Origin of the sequence: Flagellimonas cixiensis, from assembly GCF_042134615.1 — a bacterium.
In the GTDB taxonomy this organism is placed as follows: domain Bacteria; phylum Bacteroidota; class Bacteroidia; order Flavobacteriales; family Flavobacteriaceae; genus Flagellimonas; species Flagellimonas cixiensis.
The window spans coordinates 1,530,034-1,547,879 of record NZ_CP169639.1 but is presented as its reverse complement, the minus strand read 5'-3'; the positions used below and the strand labels follow the sequence as shown (position 1 = coordinate 1,547,879).

The following is a 17,846-nucleotide window of genomic DNA, read 5'->3' as shown; positions in this document are numbered from 1 at the left end:
TTTGCACTTTAATACTTTTTAATGCTAGAAAAGAAGTCCATAGATTATGAAAAGGCAGTACTCATTGGTATCATCAACCAAGCGCAAGATGAAACCAAGGTAAATGAGTACTTGGATGAATTGGAATTTTTAACCTACACTGCCGGCGGGGAGGTGGAGAAACGATTTGTGCAGCGCATTGATGTGCCCAATCCCAAAACTTATATCGGAAGCGGGAAGATGGAAGAGGTGCAACACTATGTGAAAGAAAATGAAATCGGTTCGGTTATTTTTGATGACGAACTTACTCCTGCCCAACAAAACAATATCGAAAAAATTCTTCGTTGTAAGATCTTGGATAGAACAGGTTTGATTCTGGATATTTTTGCGCAACGCGCAAAAACCAGTTATGCCCGTACCCAAGTTGAATTGGCTCAATATGAGTATTTATTGCCCAGACTAACAGGTCTTTGGACGCACTTGGAGCGTCAACGAGGGGGTATTGGTATGCGTGGTCCCGGTGAAACGGAAATTGAAACGGATAGACGTATAGTTCGTGATCGTATTTCCTTGCTGAAAAAGAAGTTGACCAAGATCGATCGTCAGATGGAAACCCAAAGAGGAAACCGCGGCGCCTTGGTTCGTGTTGCTCTTGTAGGATATACCAACGTAGGTAAATCCACTTTAATGAATGTAATCAGCAAAAGTGATGTATTCGCAGAGAACAAGCTTTTTGCCACCCTCGACACTACCGTTCGAAAGGTAGTGATCGGCAACCTTCCCTTTTTGTTGAGTGATACCGTAGGATTCATTAGAAAATTGCCCACTCAATTGGTGGAAAGCTTTAAAAGCACCTTGGACGAGGTTCGCGAAGCGGATTTGTTGTTGCATGTGGTCGATATTTCCCATCCCAATTTTGAGGAGCATATTGCTTCCGTGAATCAAATCTTAAATGAAATTGAAAGTTCGGGCAAACCCTGTATTATGGTCTTCAACAAAATTGACCAGTACCAACCGGAAATTATCGAAGATGATGATTTGGTGACGGAGCGAACCACGGCGCATTTCACTTTAGAGGAATGGAAAAAGACATGGTTCAATAAAATTGGGGACAACGCCCTTTTTATTTCTGCATTGAATAAGGAAAACATGGATGATTTTAGAAAGAAAGTCTATGATGCTGTTCGTGAAATCCATGTGACCCGATTCCCTTACAACAACTTTTTGTATCCAGAGCATTTGGATGAGTACTAGACAAAGTGTTCTCATTTTCCGATAACATGTTGTCCTGCTAATGTTTTACCACATTTTAAATAGGGTTCACAACAAAAATTTAGGGAAAGACCACAGATGACCTACATTCACATTGTTTTTAAGTCGTTTAGTGTCCAACCTCGATCTTGTTGATCTTAACCTACTTTGGCCATGGTCTTAAAAACATTAGAAAATATTTTTCACCCCACAAAAACGCCCTTCAATTGAAGGGCGTTTTTTGTTTGTGATATGTAAAAGCGGTCCTTTAAAACTTATAGCTCAAACCAAGGGTCCAATAGGTTTGTAATTCGTTATCAATATTGTCAAACGTAGCATCTGGATTTGGGGTTGGAGCATTGTTCAGCACATAATTCAATGTTTCCTGTTTGTTGCTTCTCAAACCAAAATCGAAACCTACTCCAATCATTTTCCAAAGGGTGTAAGAAAAAGAGTTCGTCCATGTCCAGTTGCTATAATCACTGCTCTTGTAGCTTTGGAACATGGAAAGGTTACTTTTAAAGCTGATGTCTCCGAATTTCTTGGTGTAATCCGCTACAATCTTGGCTCCCATGGAAGACTCAAAGATGTCATCCCCACTACTAAATACAAAGTTGTAGTTGAGTGGATGAATCACGACCACCAAATCTGGAATCGGAGTCCATGTACCCCCAACACCCAAATCAAGGTATCCAGGGTCGTTGAAGTTATCCAAAATCGTGGTTCTGTATTCCCCAAGAGCGGAAATCGCAAAGCTTTCTGTCAATTTCCAACCATAAAGCGAGGAAATATTGAAAACATCTGTTGTTGGTCTAAAGCCATCATCATCGTTTGGATCATCCTTATCATCCAACTTTACCCAAGATAGGTTAAGGTTGGCCGCATTTCTCCAAAAGTATTTTTCTTCTTTTAGATTGGCATAGGCATTTACTGTAAAACCAATATTTCCTGATGAGTTGTTCGGGATGCCTTGCGAAAACCAGTTGTTGAACTGGGAAAGGCTGCCTCCAATGGTTCCAAAAGCGCCTATTTTCCAACCTGGAAGGGCATCCAATTGGGCTTGTAATGCATCTACCCTTTTTTGAATCGCGGCAATGGAATCTTTTTTCGGACCCATTTCAGCTTTAATTTCTTCTTCGGTCTGTGCCGAGGCAAAAGACCACACAAAAATGGCCAAGGTGGCCAAAAGCAATTTTTTCATAGTATGGAGTTTACTGTTTAGAACCTCAAAAATAAGAAATGTCACCGTTAAGTTTGAATGGGGTGGGATTTTTGGATGGTTTGACCCATAGATTTCTCGACGGCCCCTTGGACTGCCTGCCAGGGGTAAGCGCGCGCTCAGGTTGACAGCTCGAAATGACAGAAAATTGTAAAAAACACTACTTCTTCTTAAAAATTGGCACCGAAGAACAGGCCTCTCCGTACATCACACTTTTGGCTACTTGTTGAATTTTCGCCACAGCCATAATGTAAGCGTTTTCAGGAACAGGTTTGTTTGAACATCCTTTTATGATTACAGGTTTATCCAAAAACTCGGTTACATCCAATTGTTCCAAAATATCTTGATATAAAGAAGTTTCCAACGTATCCAAGTCACCAACCACCACTTTTTTGGCAAAGGGTAGTAACCTTGAGGATACCAACATATAGGCCCAGCCCGGAATAATCGCATCAGAAGAACAATGTAAGGCCACAAAACAATCTTGGTAGGCCGACCAATCTTCGGCTTCTATATGAGCCCTAAACTCCTTTTCACGCAAAATAAAACCCTCGTACAGCCAGTCTTTGATGTCCAACGATTTTCGCTCCCCTTTTGGATAATAATCCTCTAGGTCGAATGTCATCAATATGCTTTGCGCTACCCTGTTTACTATTTCTTTTTCCATACTGTCATTCCTGCGAAAGCAGGAATCCATTAAAAAACTTTAACCTATGAAACAATGCTTCAACTCCGCTCAGCATCCGTGAAGCCACCCTTAAAGAACAGTTTAAAGAAGTCCAAGCTCCAACTTTGCCTCTTCGCTCATCAATTCTTGGGTCCAAGGAGGGTCAAAAGTGATTTCCACCTCTACATCCTTAAGCATGTCGATGGATTTTACCTTTTCCTCTACTTCAACAGGTAAGGTTTCGGCCACTGGGCAGTTGGGTGAGGTAAGGGTCATTAAAATTTTAACTTCGTTCTCCTCGTTCACGAATACATCGTAAATCAATCCCAATTCGTAAATATCAACTGGAATTTCTGGATCATAAATGGTCTTTAAAACCTTTACTATTTTTTCGCCCAATTCTTGTGTATCTATGGTAATTTCTTCGCTCATCGTTTTTATTTTAACTGTGTTTGATAGGCCACAGCATACAATTTCAGTTGTTTGATCATACTTACCAATCCGTTGGCCCTGGTCGGTGACAAATGTTCTTTCAAGCCAATTTCATCTATAAACTCCGTATCAGCATCTATGATTTCCTGTGGTTTTTGGTTGCTAAATGCTCTAATGAGAACAGCAATGATTCCTTTGGTAATTATCGCATCACTGTCCGCGGTAAAAACCAATTTGTCATCCTCCAATTCGGCATGCACCCAAACCTTACTCTGACATCCTTTAATAAGGTTGTCATCGGTCTTGTATTGGTCATTAATTAATGGAAGTGATTTTCCAAGCTCAATCATGTATTCGTACCGTTGCATCCAATCGTCAAACATGGAAAACTCGTCGATAATCTCTTCTTGTATCTCTTTTATGCTAGCCATTTGTCAGTTTTATTCAAATGTACAACTCGGGAGGTTGCGATTCAAGTCTTTAAGATAAAGATAACGGCAAGTACTAAACAAGCATGTTTTTAGCCCTCTTTATTCCCTCCACCAAGGTATCCACTTCGTCCTTGGTATTGTAAAAGCTAAAACTTGCCCTTACGGTTCCTGGAATCTTATAAAAATCCATGATGGGTTGTGCGCAATGGTGACCTGTTCGCACTGCAATGCCCAATTTATCCAGTATGGTTCCGATATCGTAGGGGTGAATCCCATCAATATTGAATGAAATCACCGAAGTTTTATGTTTGGCTGTTCCGTAAATCTTTAATCCCTCAATGGAAAGCAATTGTTCGGTAGCGTATTGCATCAACTCATCTTCATATTGCGCAATGGCATCAAACCCGATGTTGTTCATGTAATCCAATGCTGCTCCAAAGGCAATTCCCCCACAAATATTTGGGGTTCCCGCTTCAAATTTATGGGGCAAATCGGCATAGGTGGTTTTTTCAAAAGTCACCTCGGCTATCATTTCGCCACCACCTTGGTATGGAGGTAATTTTTTCAACCACTCCTCTTTTCCATACAAAATACCTACACCAGTTGGACCACACATTTTATGGGCAGAGACAGTATAAAAGTCTGCATCCAGAGCTTGTAAGTCTGATTTGATATGGGCTGCTGCCTGAGCACCATCAATCAAAACCGCTGCACCAACTTTGTGGGCTGCTTCAATTATTTCTTCAATAGGATTTACCGTACCCAAAGCGTTTGATACATGGTTGCAGAAAACCAGTCTGGTCTTATCTGAAAGCAATTCGTAATAAGCATCCATCAGCAATTCCCCCTCCAAATTCATGGGAATCACTTTAAGAACTGCACCTGTTCTTTCGCAAAGCATTTGCCAAGGCACAATATTAGAATGGTGCTCCATGGCCGATACCACAATTTCATCCCCTTTCTTTAGAAAGGAAGTGAAGCCTGTAGCCACTAAATTGATCCCATGCGTAGTTCCCGAAGTGAAAATCACTTCATAGGAATGGGCAATATTGAAATGTTTTTGAATTTTCTGGCGTGCAATTTCGTAGGCATCCGTTGCTTCTTGTGAAAGTTTGTGGACTCCACGATGGATATTCGCATTATACCCATGATAGTAATCCACAATAGTGTTTACTACTTGATCTGGTGTTTGCGAAGTTGCCGCATTATCCAAATACACCAAAGGCTGTCCATTGACCTGTCTTTGGAGTATGGGAAAATCCTTTCGAATGGCCTGAATGTCCAATGAGGTTTCCATCATGGTTAAAATAGTTCTTGATTAAAGGTCGAAACCTACGCGAACACCCAATTTATCAGCGATCAACTTATTGATTCTTGCTTTTAGTTCTGGAATACGAACACTCTCCAAAACATTATTGGCAAAAGCATACATCAACAAAGCTTTAGCTTCTTTTTGGGGAATCCCTCTTGATCTTAGATAGAAAAGTGCGTCTTCATCCAACTGACCAATGGTGCAACCGTGGGAGCATTTTACGTCATCCGCAAAAATCTCCAATTGGGGTTTTGAGTTGATGGTAGCTTTATCGCTCAACAAAATATTGTTGTTCTGCTGAAAAGCATCAGTTTTTTGGGCAATCTTGTCCACAATGATCTTACCATTGAACACCCCGGTTGAACTATCGCCAAAAATTCCTTTGTAATCTTGATGGCTCTCACAGTTGGGTTGCGCGTGGTGCACCAAGGTATGGTGATCCACATGTTGTTTGTCGCCCAAAATGGTAATTCCCTTTAAAATAGAGTCGATGCGCTCTCCGTTTTGATAAAAGTTCAGGTTGTTTCTGATCAATTTACCGCCTAAAGAGAAGGTATGAACACGCACTACGCTGCTATCCTTTTGAGAAATATAGGTATTGTCCACCAAGGAGGCCGTTGACGCATCGTTTTGTACTTTATAGTAATCTACGATGGCATCCTTACCAGCAAAAATTTCGGTTACTGAATTGGTGAATACTTCATTGTCGGTGAAGCTTTGATGACGTTCAATAATCTGAACCTCCGCATTGTCTTCTGCTACCACCAAGTTTCTAGGTTGTAACATCAGTGCGGCCTCATTACCCGTTGCCAAATGCAATATTTGGATAGGCTTTTTAGGCATTTTGTTCTTTGGGATGTAAATGTAGGCGCCTTCCTTACTAAAAGCTGTATTCAAAGAAGTCAAAGATTCATCTTTGGAGGCTGCTTTGTTAAAGTAGACCTCAATCACCTGTCGGAACATAGGCTTGCTGAAAGCGGAGCTCATCAAACAAACATCTACACCATCGTGTGTGGTTTCCGATAGGTAAGAGCTGTACACGCCATCTACGAAAACAATTTTGTAGGTATCGATTTCATGAAGAAAATACTTCTTGATATCCTTATACTCCAAATTGGTTTCTTTCTTTGGGAAAATGCTGAAATCAACCTTTTGAATACTGTTTAGAGATGTATATTTCCAAGCTTCCTCTTTTTTGGATGGAAAGCCCTTTTCCTCAAAATTCTTAATGGCCGCCGACCGTACTTCATGCACTGGATGATCCAAATCCAAGCCATCTTCAAACGCCAAAAAGGAGGAGACTAATTTTTCCTTTAAATCCATATTATTTTCTCGTTGTCATTCCCGTGAAAACGGGAATCTTTTAAACACAGTTTTTTGAAATGGATTCCTGCCTTCGCAGGAATGACAATGTGATATTACACCGTAGCTTCTTGCTTTAACCAATCGTACCCTTTCTCTTCCAATTCCAAAGCCAATTCCTTGGTTCCGGATTTAACAATTTTACCGTTGTACAATACGTGCACATAATCTGGAACGATGTATTCCAACAATCTTTGGTAGTGGGTAATTACTACTATGGCGTTATCCTTGTTTCGCAACTTGTTTACACCATTGGCCACAATTCTAAGGGCATCGATATCCAAACCAGAATCGGTTTCATCCAAGATGGCCAATTTGGGTTCCAACATCGCCATTTGGAAAATCTCGTTACGTTTTTTCTCACCACCGGAGAACCCTTCGTTCAACGAACGGGAAAGGAACTTGCGATCAATCTCCAACAATTCAGATTTTTCACGAATCATTTTCAACATTTCGTTGGCCGGCATATCTTCCAAACCTCTAGCTTTTCTAGATTCGTTGATCGCTGTTTTGATGAAATTGGTCACCGAAACACCTGGAATCTCAACGGGGTACTGGAAAGAGAGGAAAATCCCGTTGTGGGCTCTTTCTTCTGGAGAAAGTTCTTCCAAATCTTCACCTTCCATGATGATACTGCCTTCTTCAACTTCAAATTCTTCTTTTCCTGCAATTACAGAAGCCAAGGTACTTTTCCCAGAACCGTTAGGTCCCATAATGGCGTGTACCTCACCTGCATTCACTTTAAGGTCGATTCCCTTCAGGATTTCTTTATCGTCTATGTTGGCGTGTAAGTTCTTTATTTCTAACATGCTGTTCTTTTTCAAATATTACTTTAGGATGATGTTTTTGTTATCCGACAGAGCCTTCAAGGCTGATTTCCAATAGTTTTTGTGCTTCTACCGCAAATTCCATCGGAAGTTTGTTCAATACTTCTTTACTAAAACCATTTACGATCAACGCAATGGCTTTCTCTGTATCAATTCCTCTTTGGTTACAATAGAAAATCTGGTCCTCACCAATTTTACTGGTGGTGGCCTCGTGCTCAATCTGTGCGGATTTGTTTTTTACTTCAATGTACGGGAAAGTATGCGCGCCACAACGGTTGCCCATCAACAGGGAATCACATTGTGAAAAGTTTCTGGCGTTGTCCGCCCTACTGCTCACTTGCACCAATCCACGGTAACTATTTTGTGACTGACCGGCCGAAATACCTTTGGAAATGATGGTACTCTTGGTGTTTTTCCCTAAGTGAATCATTTTGGTCCCAGTATCGGCCTGTTGAAAGTTATTGGTCACTGCAATGGAGTAAAACTCTCCAATGGAATTATCCCCTTTCAACACACAAGATGGATATTTCCAGGTTACGGCGGAACCTGTTTCTACCTGTGTCCAAGAAATTTTCGCGTTCTTTTCACAAAGTCCACGCTTGGTCACAAAGTTGAAAACACCACCTTTACCTTCTTTATCTCCAGGGAACCAGTTTTGTACTGTGGAGTACTTGATCTCGGCATCATCCATGGCAATCAGTTCCACAACAGCAGCGTGCAATTGATTTTCGTCACGTGATGGAGCGGTACAACCTTCTAGGTAACTTACATAACTGCCTTCGTCGGCAACGACCAAAGTTCTTTCAAACTGACCTGTTCCTGCTTGGTTGATTCGGAAATAAGTCGAAAGTTCCATGGGACAACGCACTCCTTTTGGAATGTAGCAGAAAGACCCATCAGAAAAAACGGCTGAGTTCAAGGCTGCATAAAAGTTGTCTTTTTTAGGAACAACGGTTCCCAAGTGTTTCTTCACCAATTCAGGGTGTTCTTGAATTGCTTCGGAAATGGAACAGAAAATAATTCCTTTTTCGGCCAAGGTTTTCTTAAAAGTGGTCGCAACGGAAACGGAGTCCATAACAATATCCACGGCAACACCAGCCAATTTCTTTTGTTCATCAATGGAAATTCCCAACTTCTTGAAGGTATCCAGCAATTCTGGATCCACTTCATCCAAGCTATCGTACTTGGGTTTTTTGTTGGGCGCCGAGTAATAGGAAATATTTTGGAAGTCCGGTTTTTTGTAGGTCACATTGGCCCACTCCGGCTCTTCCATTTCCTTCCAAGCACGAAAAGCTTCCAAGCGCCATTCCGTCATCCATTCCGGTTCGTTCTTCTTTTTGGAAATAGCAATCACGATATCCTCGTTCAACCCTTTGGGCAGGGTGTCCGATTCAATATCCGTGTAGAAACCGTACTCGTACTCTTTGGTTTCCAGTTCTTTTTTTAATTCTTCTTCAGTATACGCCATATCTTATTCTAAGTTAAAAGTCAATAAGTGAAAAAGCTAAAAACCATTTCTCTTCTTAACATACTTAATATAATTTGCCAATTGTTTGGATATGTTGACAACCTCATTTCTAAATTCAATCAAATCAACCTTGTCAAAATATCCTATCTCTTCCATTAAATTGAACAAATTTCTTACTTCCCCGGCAGAGCCTTTTGAGAAATATAGAAACCGTATCAATTCTTTATCTGTTTCTCTTTCAAACCCTTCAGAAATATTATTGGAAATTGAAATGGTCGCTCTCCTTATTTGGTCCACCATGGCAAAATCCTCTTTCAAGGGACTTTTCTTCAATAATTCATAGACTTTGGCGGTGAACTTTACACTGTCCTTATAAACCTCCAAATCTTCAAAAGAGCTATACATTAAAAATTTACTTTTTCCTTTTTTAGCTCTTTAACTAATTTATAATGAAAAACTTTCTCCACACCCGCAAGTTCTTTGGGCATTGGGATTGTTAAAGACAAACCCTTTACCGTTCAAACCGCCTGAATATTCCAAAGTTGTTCCCACTAGGTACAGAAAGCTCTTTTTATCCACTACAATACGGACATTGTTATCTTCAAAAAGCTTATCTGTATCTGCTACGGAATTGTCAAATTTTAACTCATAAGACAATCCACTGCACCCCCCGCTCTTTACGCCAACTCTTACAAAATCGGTAGTAGCATCAAAACCTTCTTCGGTCATGAGCGTCACCACTTTTTGCTTAGCAGTTTCCGAAACTTTAATCATCTTAATTGAATTTAATCTAAATAGCCTACAAATATACTGTATAAGAAGGGTTTTACCATAGTAACTAACATTATTATAACGAATGGTTATATAGGAGAATCTTATGGGAAAATGAGATAAATTCCCAGAACACGTGAATAGACTTAACTTCCAGCGATTAAGGGACTTTATTCAATAATTCTGTGGTTAAAAAAATTTATCTCTCAGCCTACCAAACAATTACAATAATCCTGTTTATTTTTGCAAAATGTTAGAAGACAAGAATCAACAACGCACCTCATTGGAAGAATTGGGCGAATTTGGCCTAATTGACCACCTTACCCAAAATTTTAAATTGAAACAACCTTCATCCATCGTTGGGGTCGGAGACGATGCCGCCGTAATGGATTATAAGGGCCAAAAAACTGTCGTTTCCACTGACATGTTGGTAGAAGGTGTTCATTTTGATTTGAGCTATATGCCCCTTAAGCATTTAGGATATAAATCTGTGATGGTCAACCTATCTGATATTTATGCCATGAATGCCATTGCCACTCAGGTAACGGTTTCCTTGGCAGTTTCCAATAGGTTTCCCTTGGAGGCTTTGGAAGAATTTTATGAAGGTGTTGCTCTTGCCTGCGAGTTATATAATGTGGATTTGATAGGTGGAGATACCACGTCCTCCAATAAAGGTTTGATCATTAGTGTTACCGCCATTGGCGCTGCTGATGAAAGTAATATCGTCTACAGAAAAGGCAGTAGACCAAACGACCTTTTGGTGGTGACCGGCGATGTGGGCGGCGCTTATTTGGGACTTCAGGTTTTGGAACGCGAAAAAGAAGTGTTCAAGGTAAACCCGAACAGTCAGCCCGATTTGGAGCCCTATTCCTATATCGTTGAGCGTCAATTAAAACCGGAATCCCGAAAAGATATCGTGGAGCTGCTTCAAAAATTGGAAGTGAAACCAACCGCCATGATCGATATTAGCGATGGGCTTTCTTCCGAAATCTTACACTTGTGCAAGCAAAGTGAGGTCGGATGCAATCTTTTTGAAGATAAAATTCCTTTGGATCCTACTGTGATTTCTACTTGTGAAGAGTTTAAAATGGACAGTACAATGGTTGCTTTAAGTGGAGGTGAAGATTATGAACTTTTATTCACGATAGATCAAGCTGATTTCCCAAAAATTAAGGCGAATCCAAATTTGACTGTTATTGGCCATATGACCCAACAAAGTGAGGGGGTACATTTGATCACGCGTGCAGAAACCAAGATTCCGATTACCGCGCAGGGCTGGAATTCGTTCAACGCATAAAAAAATCCCGAAAAAAAAGGGCATCCCTACTTCATGGTCTTGGGGCACGCGACCGATAGCTGCAGGCAATTACTTAAGTTTCCGGGATAAGATTTGGGTCTCTTAAAAACTAAGAAAGGGTTAGGCCACTTGGTGCACTACCCTACTTCTTCGTTTACGGTACATATCTTCCAATGTACTGTTAATGTCTTTCATTTGCGGAGTTAAAGCGGATAGTTTACCGCTAACATCCGTAGTTACTTGTTTTTGGCAATGAATACATTTGTATTCTTTAATGTGCTGTGTCACTTTCTTGGAAACCACATAATGGTGTCCGAATAAATTGCAGAAAAAGGAAGTGAATTTGTTGCCATGGTGGATGGTGGAAGTCTTCATAGGCCAGTGTTGTTTTTGATAACGCATCGGTACGATTTGGGGAATCGAAAAATGCAGTAAATTGGTTGCTGTAATTTTTTGTTATACTCTAGTGTTTTAGTTGTACGTTTTTTTAATGTGAACGGATGTTAATAACTTTTTATTTTCGGACATTCCATATTTTATTGTTTTTTCGATGAAATGCAGCATTATCGACAAAAAGTCACGAAAATCCGTTGAAAAGCTCTTGCCCAATATAGAACTTTAACAAGAAATTATCAACAACATATGGATAAAAAATCGCTCTCGATTACCGCTTTTGCCCTTTTTTCCCTGTTTTTTGGAGCAGGAAATTTGATTTTACCCCCGCTTTTGGGATTCAATGCTGGAAATCTATGGTGGTTGGTCGCATTGGGATTTTGCCTATCTGGGGTTTTAATTCCTGTTTTGGGAATTTTGGCCCATGCCAAACTCCAGGGCACCATGTTCGATTTCGCGAAAAAAGTATCTCCACTTTTTAGTACCATTTATTGTTTTGTGGTTTATGCGATTGCCATTTCGTTACCATCCCCTAGAACTGCATCGGTAACCCACGAAATGGCCATTCAACCTATTTGGGATTCGTCCTATTTGCTCACAAGTCTAATTTATTTTGCCTTGGTTTTAGTTTTTGCCATCAATCGCACCAAGGTGTTGGATGTTCTGGGTAAGGTTTTAACTCCTGCCATTCTACTTATTTTATTGTTGATCATTATCACCACAATTTTTAGGTTGGATTTTGATTTCTCACCATCGCAAATGGCAAACCCATTTAGTTCAGGAATTTTGGAGGGCTACCAAACCTTTGATGCCATCGGAGCCGTGGTGGTAGGTGCCGTAATCATCATTTCTATCAACCTGAAAGAAAAAACCGCCAGTTTTGAAGCGAAACGAAAACTGATTATAAAAGCGGGATTATGGGCAGGTTTCGGCTTGTTGTTAGTGTACGGCGGACTCATTTTAACAGGGGCACTCTTTGCCGACACCTTTGAAGCAGAAATTACAAGAACCGAATTATTGAGGGGCATCAGCAGCGAAACTTTGGGAAGTAAGGCTAATTTGTTTTTGAGCATTCTGGTGAGTTTGGCCTGCTTTACCACTGCGGTCGGTATTGTTACCGGAACAGCGGATTTTGTTCGTGGACAATGCAACGATTCCAATATGGCTTATAAAATAACAGCTTTGTTAGGGTGCTTGTTAGGGGTGTTGATGGGTCAATTTAATGTAGGGTATATTATCGCCGTAGCATTACCTGCCCTAATGTTTATTTATCCCATCACCATTGTTTTGATCTTGCTGAATGTACTCCCAGACAAATGGACCACGCCTAAAGTATTTCGATCAGTGGTTGTGACCACCATACTTTTTAGTGTGCCCGATTTTTTGGGAAGCATAGGATTAGCGGAATCTTTAGATTCTTTATTTAAATGGATACCCTTACACCAACACCAAATGGGATGGGTGTTGCCTGCTTTGGCGACCTTTGTTTTGGCAAATCTATTCCTAAAGCAAGACCTTAAGCGTACTTATTAAAACCATCTAACGTCACCCTGAGCTCGTCTCAGGGTCTCATAAAAAACATTAAAAATCTTTGATACTGGGATGAGATGCTGAAATACCGTGCCTGCCGGACGGGCAGGAAGTGAAGAATCTGATTTTCAATGAGCAATTTTCAATTCTGACATTAGACTTCTGAACTCTGACCACTGACTTCCAAACCACCATCCCTTCCCTCCAACCAATGTTAACCCACAAAAAAAGCGCAGCCTTAAGGCTGCGCTCTTCAATAACTCCATTTTTATTTTTTTAATCTTTAACTAATCTTACACTACATCTAAAGTTGATCTTTTCCACTCCTCCGTCGATAGTAATATTCTGTCCACCATCTATTATGTATAACCTCGAATTAAGTTGATTGAATTCTTCACTCCAAAAAAATCCTCTAAGATTAAAATCTATCACATTAGGATAATCTGGGGGAGTTTGAACATATCCAGAAAATTGTGCATCAAACCCAGAACCACCTCCAACTTTTAGATCATCTCCTGCCACAATAGACCCGCCATAAGTGTTTAACAGTGCATCCCACTCTGCAATGGTAGGCACATGCCAGCCTTGGGGTGCAGCTTGTTGTGCTTCATCCCAATTGTACAAGGCACCATGTGTTGCGCAATTGGCATCGTCGTTGTTGGGGCAAGAAAAGCCTATACCACCGCCTTGGTAATTCAAGTTTTCGGCCAACCATATTTGGTTGCCAATTTTAACCACCCTATAACTTTTATCGTCACGTGGATCTAAATATACTGATAACTCCTCTGCCAAAACATTAAAAGTAGCAGTGCATTCATTGGCATCTTTAATCGTAACCGTGTAATTTTGTGCTGACAAATTGGTGAATTCACTACTTTCTTGGAAGTTTATGCCATCCAAACTATACATGTAAGGCAATGTACCTCCTGAAGCAATAGCAGTTATAGAAAAACTTTCGGCAGTAGCTTCAACTGACAATGTAACACATGGATCAGCTAAGGTCACTTGAGTGGTGTTGGAACAATTATTAGCGTCTTTTACCTCTAAGGTATAGTCCCCAGGGTCCAAACTCTCGAAAATACCACTTTCTAGCTCGGTGAACCCCTCATTATTGGTTAAAATATAGGTGTAGGGTGCTGTTCCTCCCGTAGCATTGGCCGTAATGGTATAAACATCAGTGGTAGCTTCTACGATCAGCGAAGCGCATACATCCACTACGGTAACGGTTTTATTAAAAGTACAACCATTGGTATCCATAACTGTAACGGTGTATTCCGCAGGGCTCAAATCGGCAAACGCTCCACTTTCTTGAAAGTTTTCCCCATCAATGGAATAGGTATAGGGTGCTGTTCCTCCCGAGGCATTGGCTATAATGGAAAATACATCTACTGTGGCTTCCAAGAAAAGACTGCCATCCCCACAGGGATCTTCAATGGTTGCCGTGGCGGTACTGGAGCAATTGTTGGCATCCTTAACAGTTATGGTATAGTCCGCTGGCGCAAGGTCTGCGAATACCCCAGATTCTTTAAATTCTTGTCCATCTATACTAAATGTATAGGGCTCCGTTCCACCCTCTGCGGTGGCCATGATGGAATTACCGTCTACTGTAGTTTGTACGGCCAAGGTTCCGTCTGCACAAGGATCAATTACGGTAACTTTGGTGGTGTCGGTACAGTCATTGGCGTCCTTTACGGTAATGGTATATTCTTTTGCGGCCAAACCGGTAAAACTGCCCGAGTTTTGAAAATCACCATTGTCCAATTGAAAGGAATAAGGTGCTTCGCCTCCTGTGGAGGATGCGCTAAGGGAGAATCCCTCAGTCTTGGCGGTTACAGCCAATGGAGGTGTTTTGGCACAGGGGTCTGGTGGTGGACCATCATCTTTATTACAGGATAGGACTCCAGTCAAAACAAAAAGAAAGATACACAGGCGAATTCCTACCATGAGGAAGGCAGGGCAATTTGAGCTTAAAATTTTCATGGTCAGGGATTCAAAAAGGGGTTTAAAGGGTAAATATGACCTTTATTCCTATTATTACCCTACCCCGATTGACGGATGACCCATTTTAGAACATGGATGCCCGTTTTGAATTGATGAGCTAAAGAAATGTGTAAAATCCTACTCTTTCCTCTTAAAACTACAAAAGACAAAATTCTGGTTAGTGCCAAATGGGGTAATGTGATCTTCTGTTTTACATTCCAATTTTTGAAATGCATTTTGGAAAGTGGTTTCCATTTTTTCTTCTGAATATTGGGTGATGTCCAACCCACTACATTTTTTAGGGCCTTGTTCGGAAAAGGTTCCTAAAATAAAATTACCCTTGACTGCTTTTTCCGTCAATTTTACATAGTTGGATATCTGTTCAGGTTCTGTCAAAAAATGAAAAGCGGCACGATCATGCCAGAGATCATATTGTTCGGTGGGTTTAAATTGGGTTATATCACTAACCACCCATTTGACTTTTTTGGCCTTTTCTCCCAATCGGGATTGGGCTCTTTCCAAGGCTTTTGCAGAAATATCGAGCACAGTGATGTTTTCAAAACCTTCCTCCAACAGAAAGTCGACCAATTTGCTGTCGCCACCACCAATATCTATGATATTTGCTGTTTTATCCAACCCCAAAGCATGGATAAAATCCAGAGAGGTTTGTGGCTTCTCCTGCGTCCAACTTACCTCATCTGGATTTTTAGTGTTGTAAACTGTTTCCCAATGATTTTTTCTATCCAATATTTATATTTTAATAAAAAACGGAATCAAAAAAAGATTTCATTTCAGCAGCATAAGGCACTCCATATTTTGCAAAAGTAGCTCTTGTCTGCGCATCGGGCTTCCAATCAAAAAAGGCATGTCCTGCTCCCTGAACTTCCAAATATTCCACTGTTTGACCTTCTTTTTTCAATACATCCACATACGCTTGAACTATTTCACCTGGAATCAAAGGATCTTCTGAACCTCTCACAATAAAATGAGGGATTTCCCTATCCCCTACATTGGGCATATGCTTAATGGGTGAAACTGCATCGTAATATGCCTGATCGGTTTGTTTCATAAACTGCTTGAAGTTAGCTGCATCGAAAGGTCCATAGCTTGGTGCTGCTACTTTTATGGCTTCGGTGATTTCCTGTTTTACGGTCTCAATGGTTTTTCCATGTGGCATATAAGTTGGCATAAACTCATAAATGCCATTGGTTCCGCTAAAGCCTCTATCGCCGATCATAGTACTCAATACCGCAGCAGAAGCCGATAAATGTCCCCCGGCGCTATCTCCTGTCACCGCAATTTGAGTAGGATCACCGCCATATTCAGCGGCATGTTCTTGAATGTGTGCAATGGCCCCAAAAACATCTTCAATCAAATTGTGCATGGAATTTGGTGTTTCATCCCCATCCAAATTATTCACCCATCTATAATCTATACTAAAAACAACGTAGTGATTATCGATCAGTAGTTCACGGGCCAAACCTCTCATAATATCTTCGTTGTTGGAAGACCATCCACCACAGTGTACTATTACGACCATTGGCAGGTCTTTTGCTCCTTTAGGAGCAAAAACATCATATTTTAATGGCTTAACCCCTGGTTGAGCATACACTACATCGTGGGTTACATTGAGGTTTTCAACCAAGTCATCTTCCACAAATACCGCACCAACGGACATATCTTTGTCCACGACCACTTTCATGGTTGGAACAAAGCTTTCTACGCTGGTGGTTCCCCACATTCCGCCTTTAAAGGTGTAATAAACGGCATCCAAGCTATAGCCTGCATCTGGTTTTGCTGTAATAGTGAGTTCGGTGCCTGCCGCTACCATACCGTCTTCGGGAATTTCTGGTGCCACCGTGTATGAACCGTTTTGTGGTGCAACGGTCGTTACTTTAAACATGTCTTGTGTGTTTTTGTAGGTAGTATTAGCCGATATAGCAGAAATGGCCAATAGCATCACTGTGTATACAATTGTTTTTTTAATCATGATTATGTGCTGTTGTTTGCTAGTGGATTTTATGAATTTCGAAATTACGGATTTTATCAGTCGCAACAGCAATGGGCATCGTTCTTGACTTTTTCAAAACACTCTCTGCCTTCCTTAAATGCAAAATAAGCCAATCCTAAGGTTCCAATACTATCAATATATGGTATTTGAAAGAGTTCGTAAATACCACTGCTCACCAAAAGGATGATAGACATATAAATACAAACAAGGGTGCAATTGGCATCGGCCAAAATGGGTGCCGAATTTAATTCTCGACCTACTTTTCTTTTACCCCAGACCAACATCCACATGACCAAAATGGAAATAATAGAAATGACTACGCCCCAAAACGTGGTTATGGGTTTATGGCCTGTGTAGATATTATAAACACTTGAAATTATCAATCCCACAACCAAAATATAAAAGGCAACCCCTGTAATTCTTAGTGCGGTCCTTTCAAAATTATCTCGATTGCTCTCCGGATTTTTTTGAATTCGCAAAATCATGTGGGCAATACCCAATCCTGAAATTACCTCGATAAAACTATCGGTTCCGAAACCAAAAAGCGCCAAACTCTCATCTTCAAAACCCAAATAAGTGGATATCAATCCTTCAGCAATGTTGTAGATGATTGTAAACATGGCCAAAGCGAAGGCGGTTTTGTAAAGTTTGTCCTGCGTCTTCAATATGTTCAAATTTACGTTCCTTGAAGTTCGCTTTTTTGTATTGAAAAGTCAAATAGAATTCTGAATCCTGTCTATTCTGAATCTCGTCGTTTTTTATTATACTGGTAAAGGGCATAGGCAATGCCAGCCAAGACCAAAAATGGCAAGTAGCTCCCAATGACCACCCCTATTTCATAAGAGCTGTCGGGAGCTTCTTGCATCTTTTTTTCAATTTCGGTTTGTTGACATAAGAAAATTAAAAGTTTCATTCA

At 40.6% G+C, this 17,846-nt stretch carries 19 protein-coding genes; 3 read left to right on the top strand and 16 right to left on the bottom strand.

Going from position 1 to position 17,846, the window contains the following annotated elements:
- Window positions 1-21: 21 nt before the first annotated feature.
- A complete protein-coding gene (gene hflX, locus ABT310_RS06865; protein ID WP_375326003.1) occupies window positions 22-1,233 on the top strand; it encodes a GTPase HflX in 1,212 nt (403 codons plus the stop codon).
- Between the two features lie 265 nt (window positions 1,234-1,498).
- Here hflX and ABT310_RS06860 read toward each other — a convergent pair whose 3' ends face one another.
- From ABT310_RS06860 to ABT310_RS06815, 10 genes are all read right to left on the bottom strand, one after another.
- Complete coding sequence (locus tag ABT310_RS06860; protein ID WP_375326002.1) at window positions 1,499-2,431, bottom strand: DUF3078 domain-containing protein; 933 nt, start codon at window positions 2,429-2,431, stop codon at window positions 1,499-1,501.
- A 178-nt stretch (window positions 2,432-2,609) separates the two neighbouring features.
- Complete coding sequence (locus tag ABT310_RS06855) at window positions 2,610-3,116, bottom strand: DUF2480 family protein (RefSeq protein ID WP_375326001.1); 507 nt, start codon at window positions 3,114-3,116, stop codon at window positions 2,610-2,612.
- A 102-nt stretch (window positions 3,117-3,218) separates the two neighbouring features.
- The gene (locus tag ABT310_RS06850) at window positions 3,219-3,548 is read right to left on the bottom strand and encodes an SUF system Fe-S cluster assembly protein (protein WP_375326000.1); all 330 of its coding nucleotides are present in this window, start codon (window positions 3,546-3,548) and stop codon (window positions 3,219-3,221) included.
- A 5-nt stretch (window positions 3,549-3,553) separates the two neighbouring features.
- On the bottom strand, window positions 3,554-3,979 hold the full coding sequence (locus tag ABT310_RS06845; RefSeq protein ID WP_375325999.1) for a SufE family protein: 426 nt from the start codon (window positions 3,977-3,979) through the stop codon (window positions 3,554-3,556).
- 73 nt (window positions 3,980-4,052) lie between these two features.
- The gene (locus tag ABT310_RS06840) at window positions 4,053-5,279 is read right to left on the bottom strand and encodes an aminotransferase class V-fold PLP-dependent enzyme (RefSeq protein ID WP_375325998.1); all 1,227 of its coding nucleotides are present in this window, start codon (window positions 5,277-5,279) and stop codon (window positions 4,053-4,055) included.
- 18 nt (window positions 5,280-5,297) lie between these two features.
- Window positions 5,298-6,614 carry a Fe-S cluster assembly protein SufD gene (gene sufD, locus ABT310_RS06835; protein WP_375325997.1) on the bottom strand — a complete coding sequence of 439 codons (1,317 nt, stop codon included), beginning with the start codon at window positions 6,612-6,614 and terminating at the stop codon, window positions 5,298-5,300.
- A gap of 95 nt (window positions 6,615-6,709) precedes the next feature.
- On the bottom strand, window positions 6,710-7,462 hold the full coding sequence (sufC, locus tag ABT310_RS06830; RefSeq protein WP_375325996.1) for a Fe-S cluster assembly ATPase SufC: 753 nt from the start codon (window positions 7,460-7,462) through the stop codon (window positions 6,710-6,712).
- 40 nt (window positions 7,463-7,502) lie between these two features.
- A complete protein-coding gene (gene sufB / locus ABT310_RS06825) occupies window positions 7,503-8,948 on the bottom strand; it encodes a Fe-S cluster assembly protein SufB (RefSeq protein WP_375325995.1) in 1,446 nt (481 codons plus the stop codon).
- A 36-nt stretch (window positions 8,949-8,984) separates the two neighbouring features.
- Window positions 8,985-9,353, bottom strand: coding sequence for a four helix bundle protein (locus tag ABT310_RS06820; RefSeq protein ID WP_375325994.1), 369 nt, complete (start codon window positions 9,351-9,353; stop codon window positions 8,985-8,987).
- Between the two features lie 39 nt (window positions 9,354-9,392).
- Window positions 9,393-9,722, bottom strand: coding sequence for an iron-sulfur cluster assembly accessory protein (locus tag ABT310_RS06815; RefSeq protein WP_090292545.1), 330 nt, complete (start codon window positions 9,720-9,722; stop codon window positions 9,393-9,395).
- Between the two features lie 247 nt (window positions 9,723-9,969).
- Here ABT310_RS06815 and thiL point away from each other — a divergent pair, with 247 nt between their 5' ends.
- On the top strand, window positions 9,970-11,016 hold the full coding sequence (gene thiL / locus ABT310_RS06810; RefSeq protein WP_375325993.1) for a thiamine-phosphate kinase: 1,047 nt from the start codon (window positions 9,970-9,972) through the stop codon (window positions 11,014-11,016).
- Window positions 11,017-11,136: 120 nt separating this feature from the next.
- Here the strand turns inward: thiL and ABT310_RS06805 are convergent, their stop codons facing one another.
- Window positions 11,137-11,391, bottom strand: coding sequence for a hypothetical protein (locus ABT310_RS06805; RefSeq protein ID WP_375325992.1), 255 nt, complete (start codon window positions 11,389-11,391; stop codon window positions 11,137-11,139).
- A gap of 267 nt (window positions 11,392-11,658) precedes the next feature.
- Here ABT310_RS06805 and brnQ point away from each other — a divergent pair, with 267 nt between their 5' ends.
- A complete protein-coding gene (gene brnQ / locus ABT310_RS06800) occupies window positions 11,659-12,942 on the top strand; it encodes a branched-chain amino acid transport system II carrier protein (protein WP_375325991.1) in 1,284 nt (427 codons plus the stop codon).
- Between the two features lie 273 nt (window positions 12,943-13,215).
- Here the strand turns inward: brnQ and ABT310_RS06795 are convergent, their stop codons facing one another.
- The 5 genes from ABT310_RS06795 to ABT310_RS06775 all read right to left on the bottom strand — a co-directional run bounded on the left by ABT310_RS06795 (window position 13,216) and on the right by ABT310_RS06775 (window position 17,843).
- The gene (locus ABT310_RS06795) at window positions 13,216-14,883 is read right to left on the bottom strand and encodes an FISUMP domain-containing protein (protein ID WP_375325990.1); all 1,668 of its coding nucleotides are present in this window, start codon (window positions 14,881-14,883) and stop codon (window positions 13,216-13,218) included.
- 174 nt (window positions 14,884-15,057) lie between these two features.
- Window positions 15,058-15,666 carry a class I SAM-dependent methyltransferase gene (locus ABT310_RS06790; protein WP_375325989.1) on the bottom strand — a complete coding sequence of 203 codons (609 nt, stop codon included), beginning with the start codon at window positions 15,664-15,666 and terminating at the stop codon, window positions 15,058-15,060.
- 10 nt (window positions 15,667-15,676) lie between these two features.
- Complete coding sequence (locus ABT310_RS06785) at window positions 15,677-16,909, bottom strand: alpha/beta fold hydrolase (protein WP_375325988.1); 1,233 nt, start codon at window positions 16,907-16,909, stop codon at window positions 15,677-15,679.
- A 56-nt stretch (window positions 16,910-16,965) separates the two neighbouring features.
- Window positions 16,966-17,595, bottom strand: coding sequence for a cation transporter (locus ABT310_RS06780; protein ID WP_375325987.1), 630 nt, complete (start codon window positions 17,593-17,595; stop codon window positions 16,966-16,968).
- A gap of 71 nt (window positions 17,596-17,666) precedes the next feature.
- Window positions 17,667-17,843, bottom strand: a complete 177-nt coding sequence (locus ABT310_RS06775) for a hypothetical protein (protein ID WP_375325986.1) — start codon at window positions 17,841-17,843, stop codon at window positions 17,667-17,669.
- Window positions 17,844-17,846: the final 3 nt, after the last annotated feature.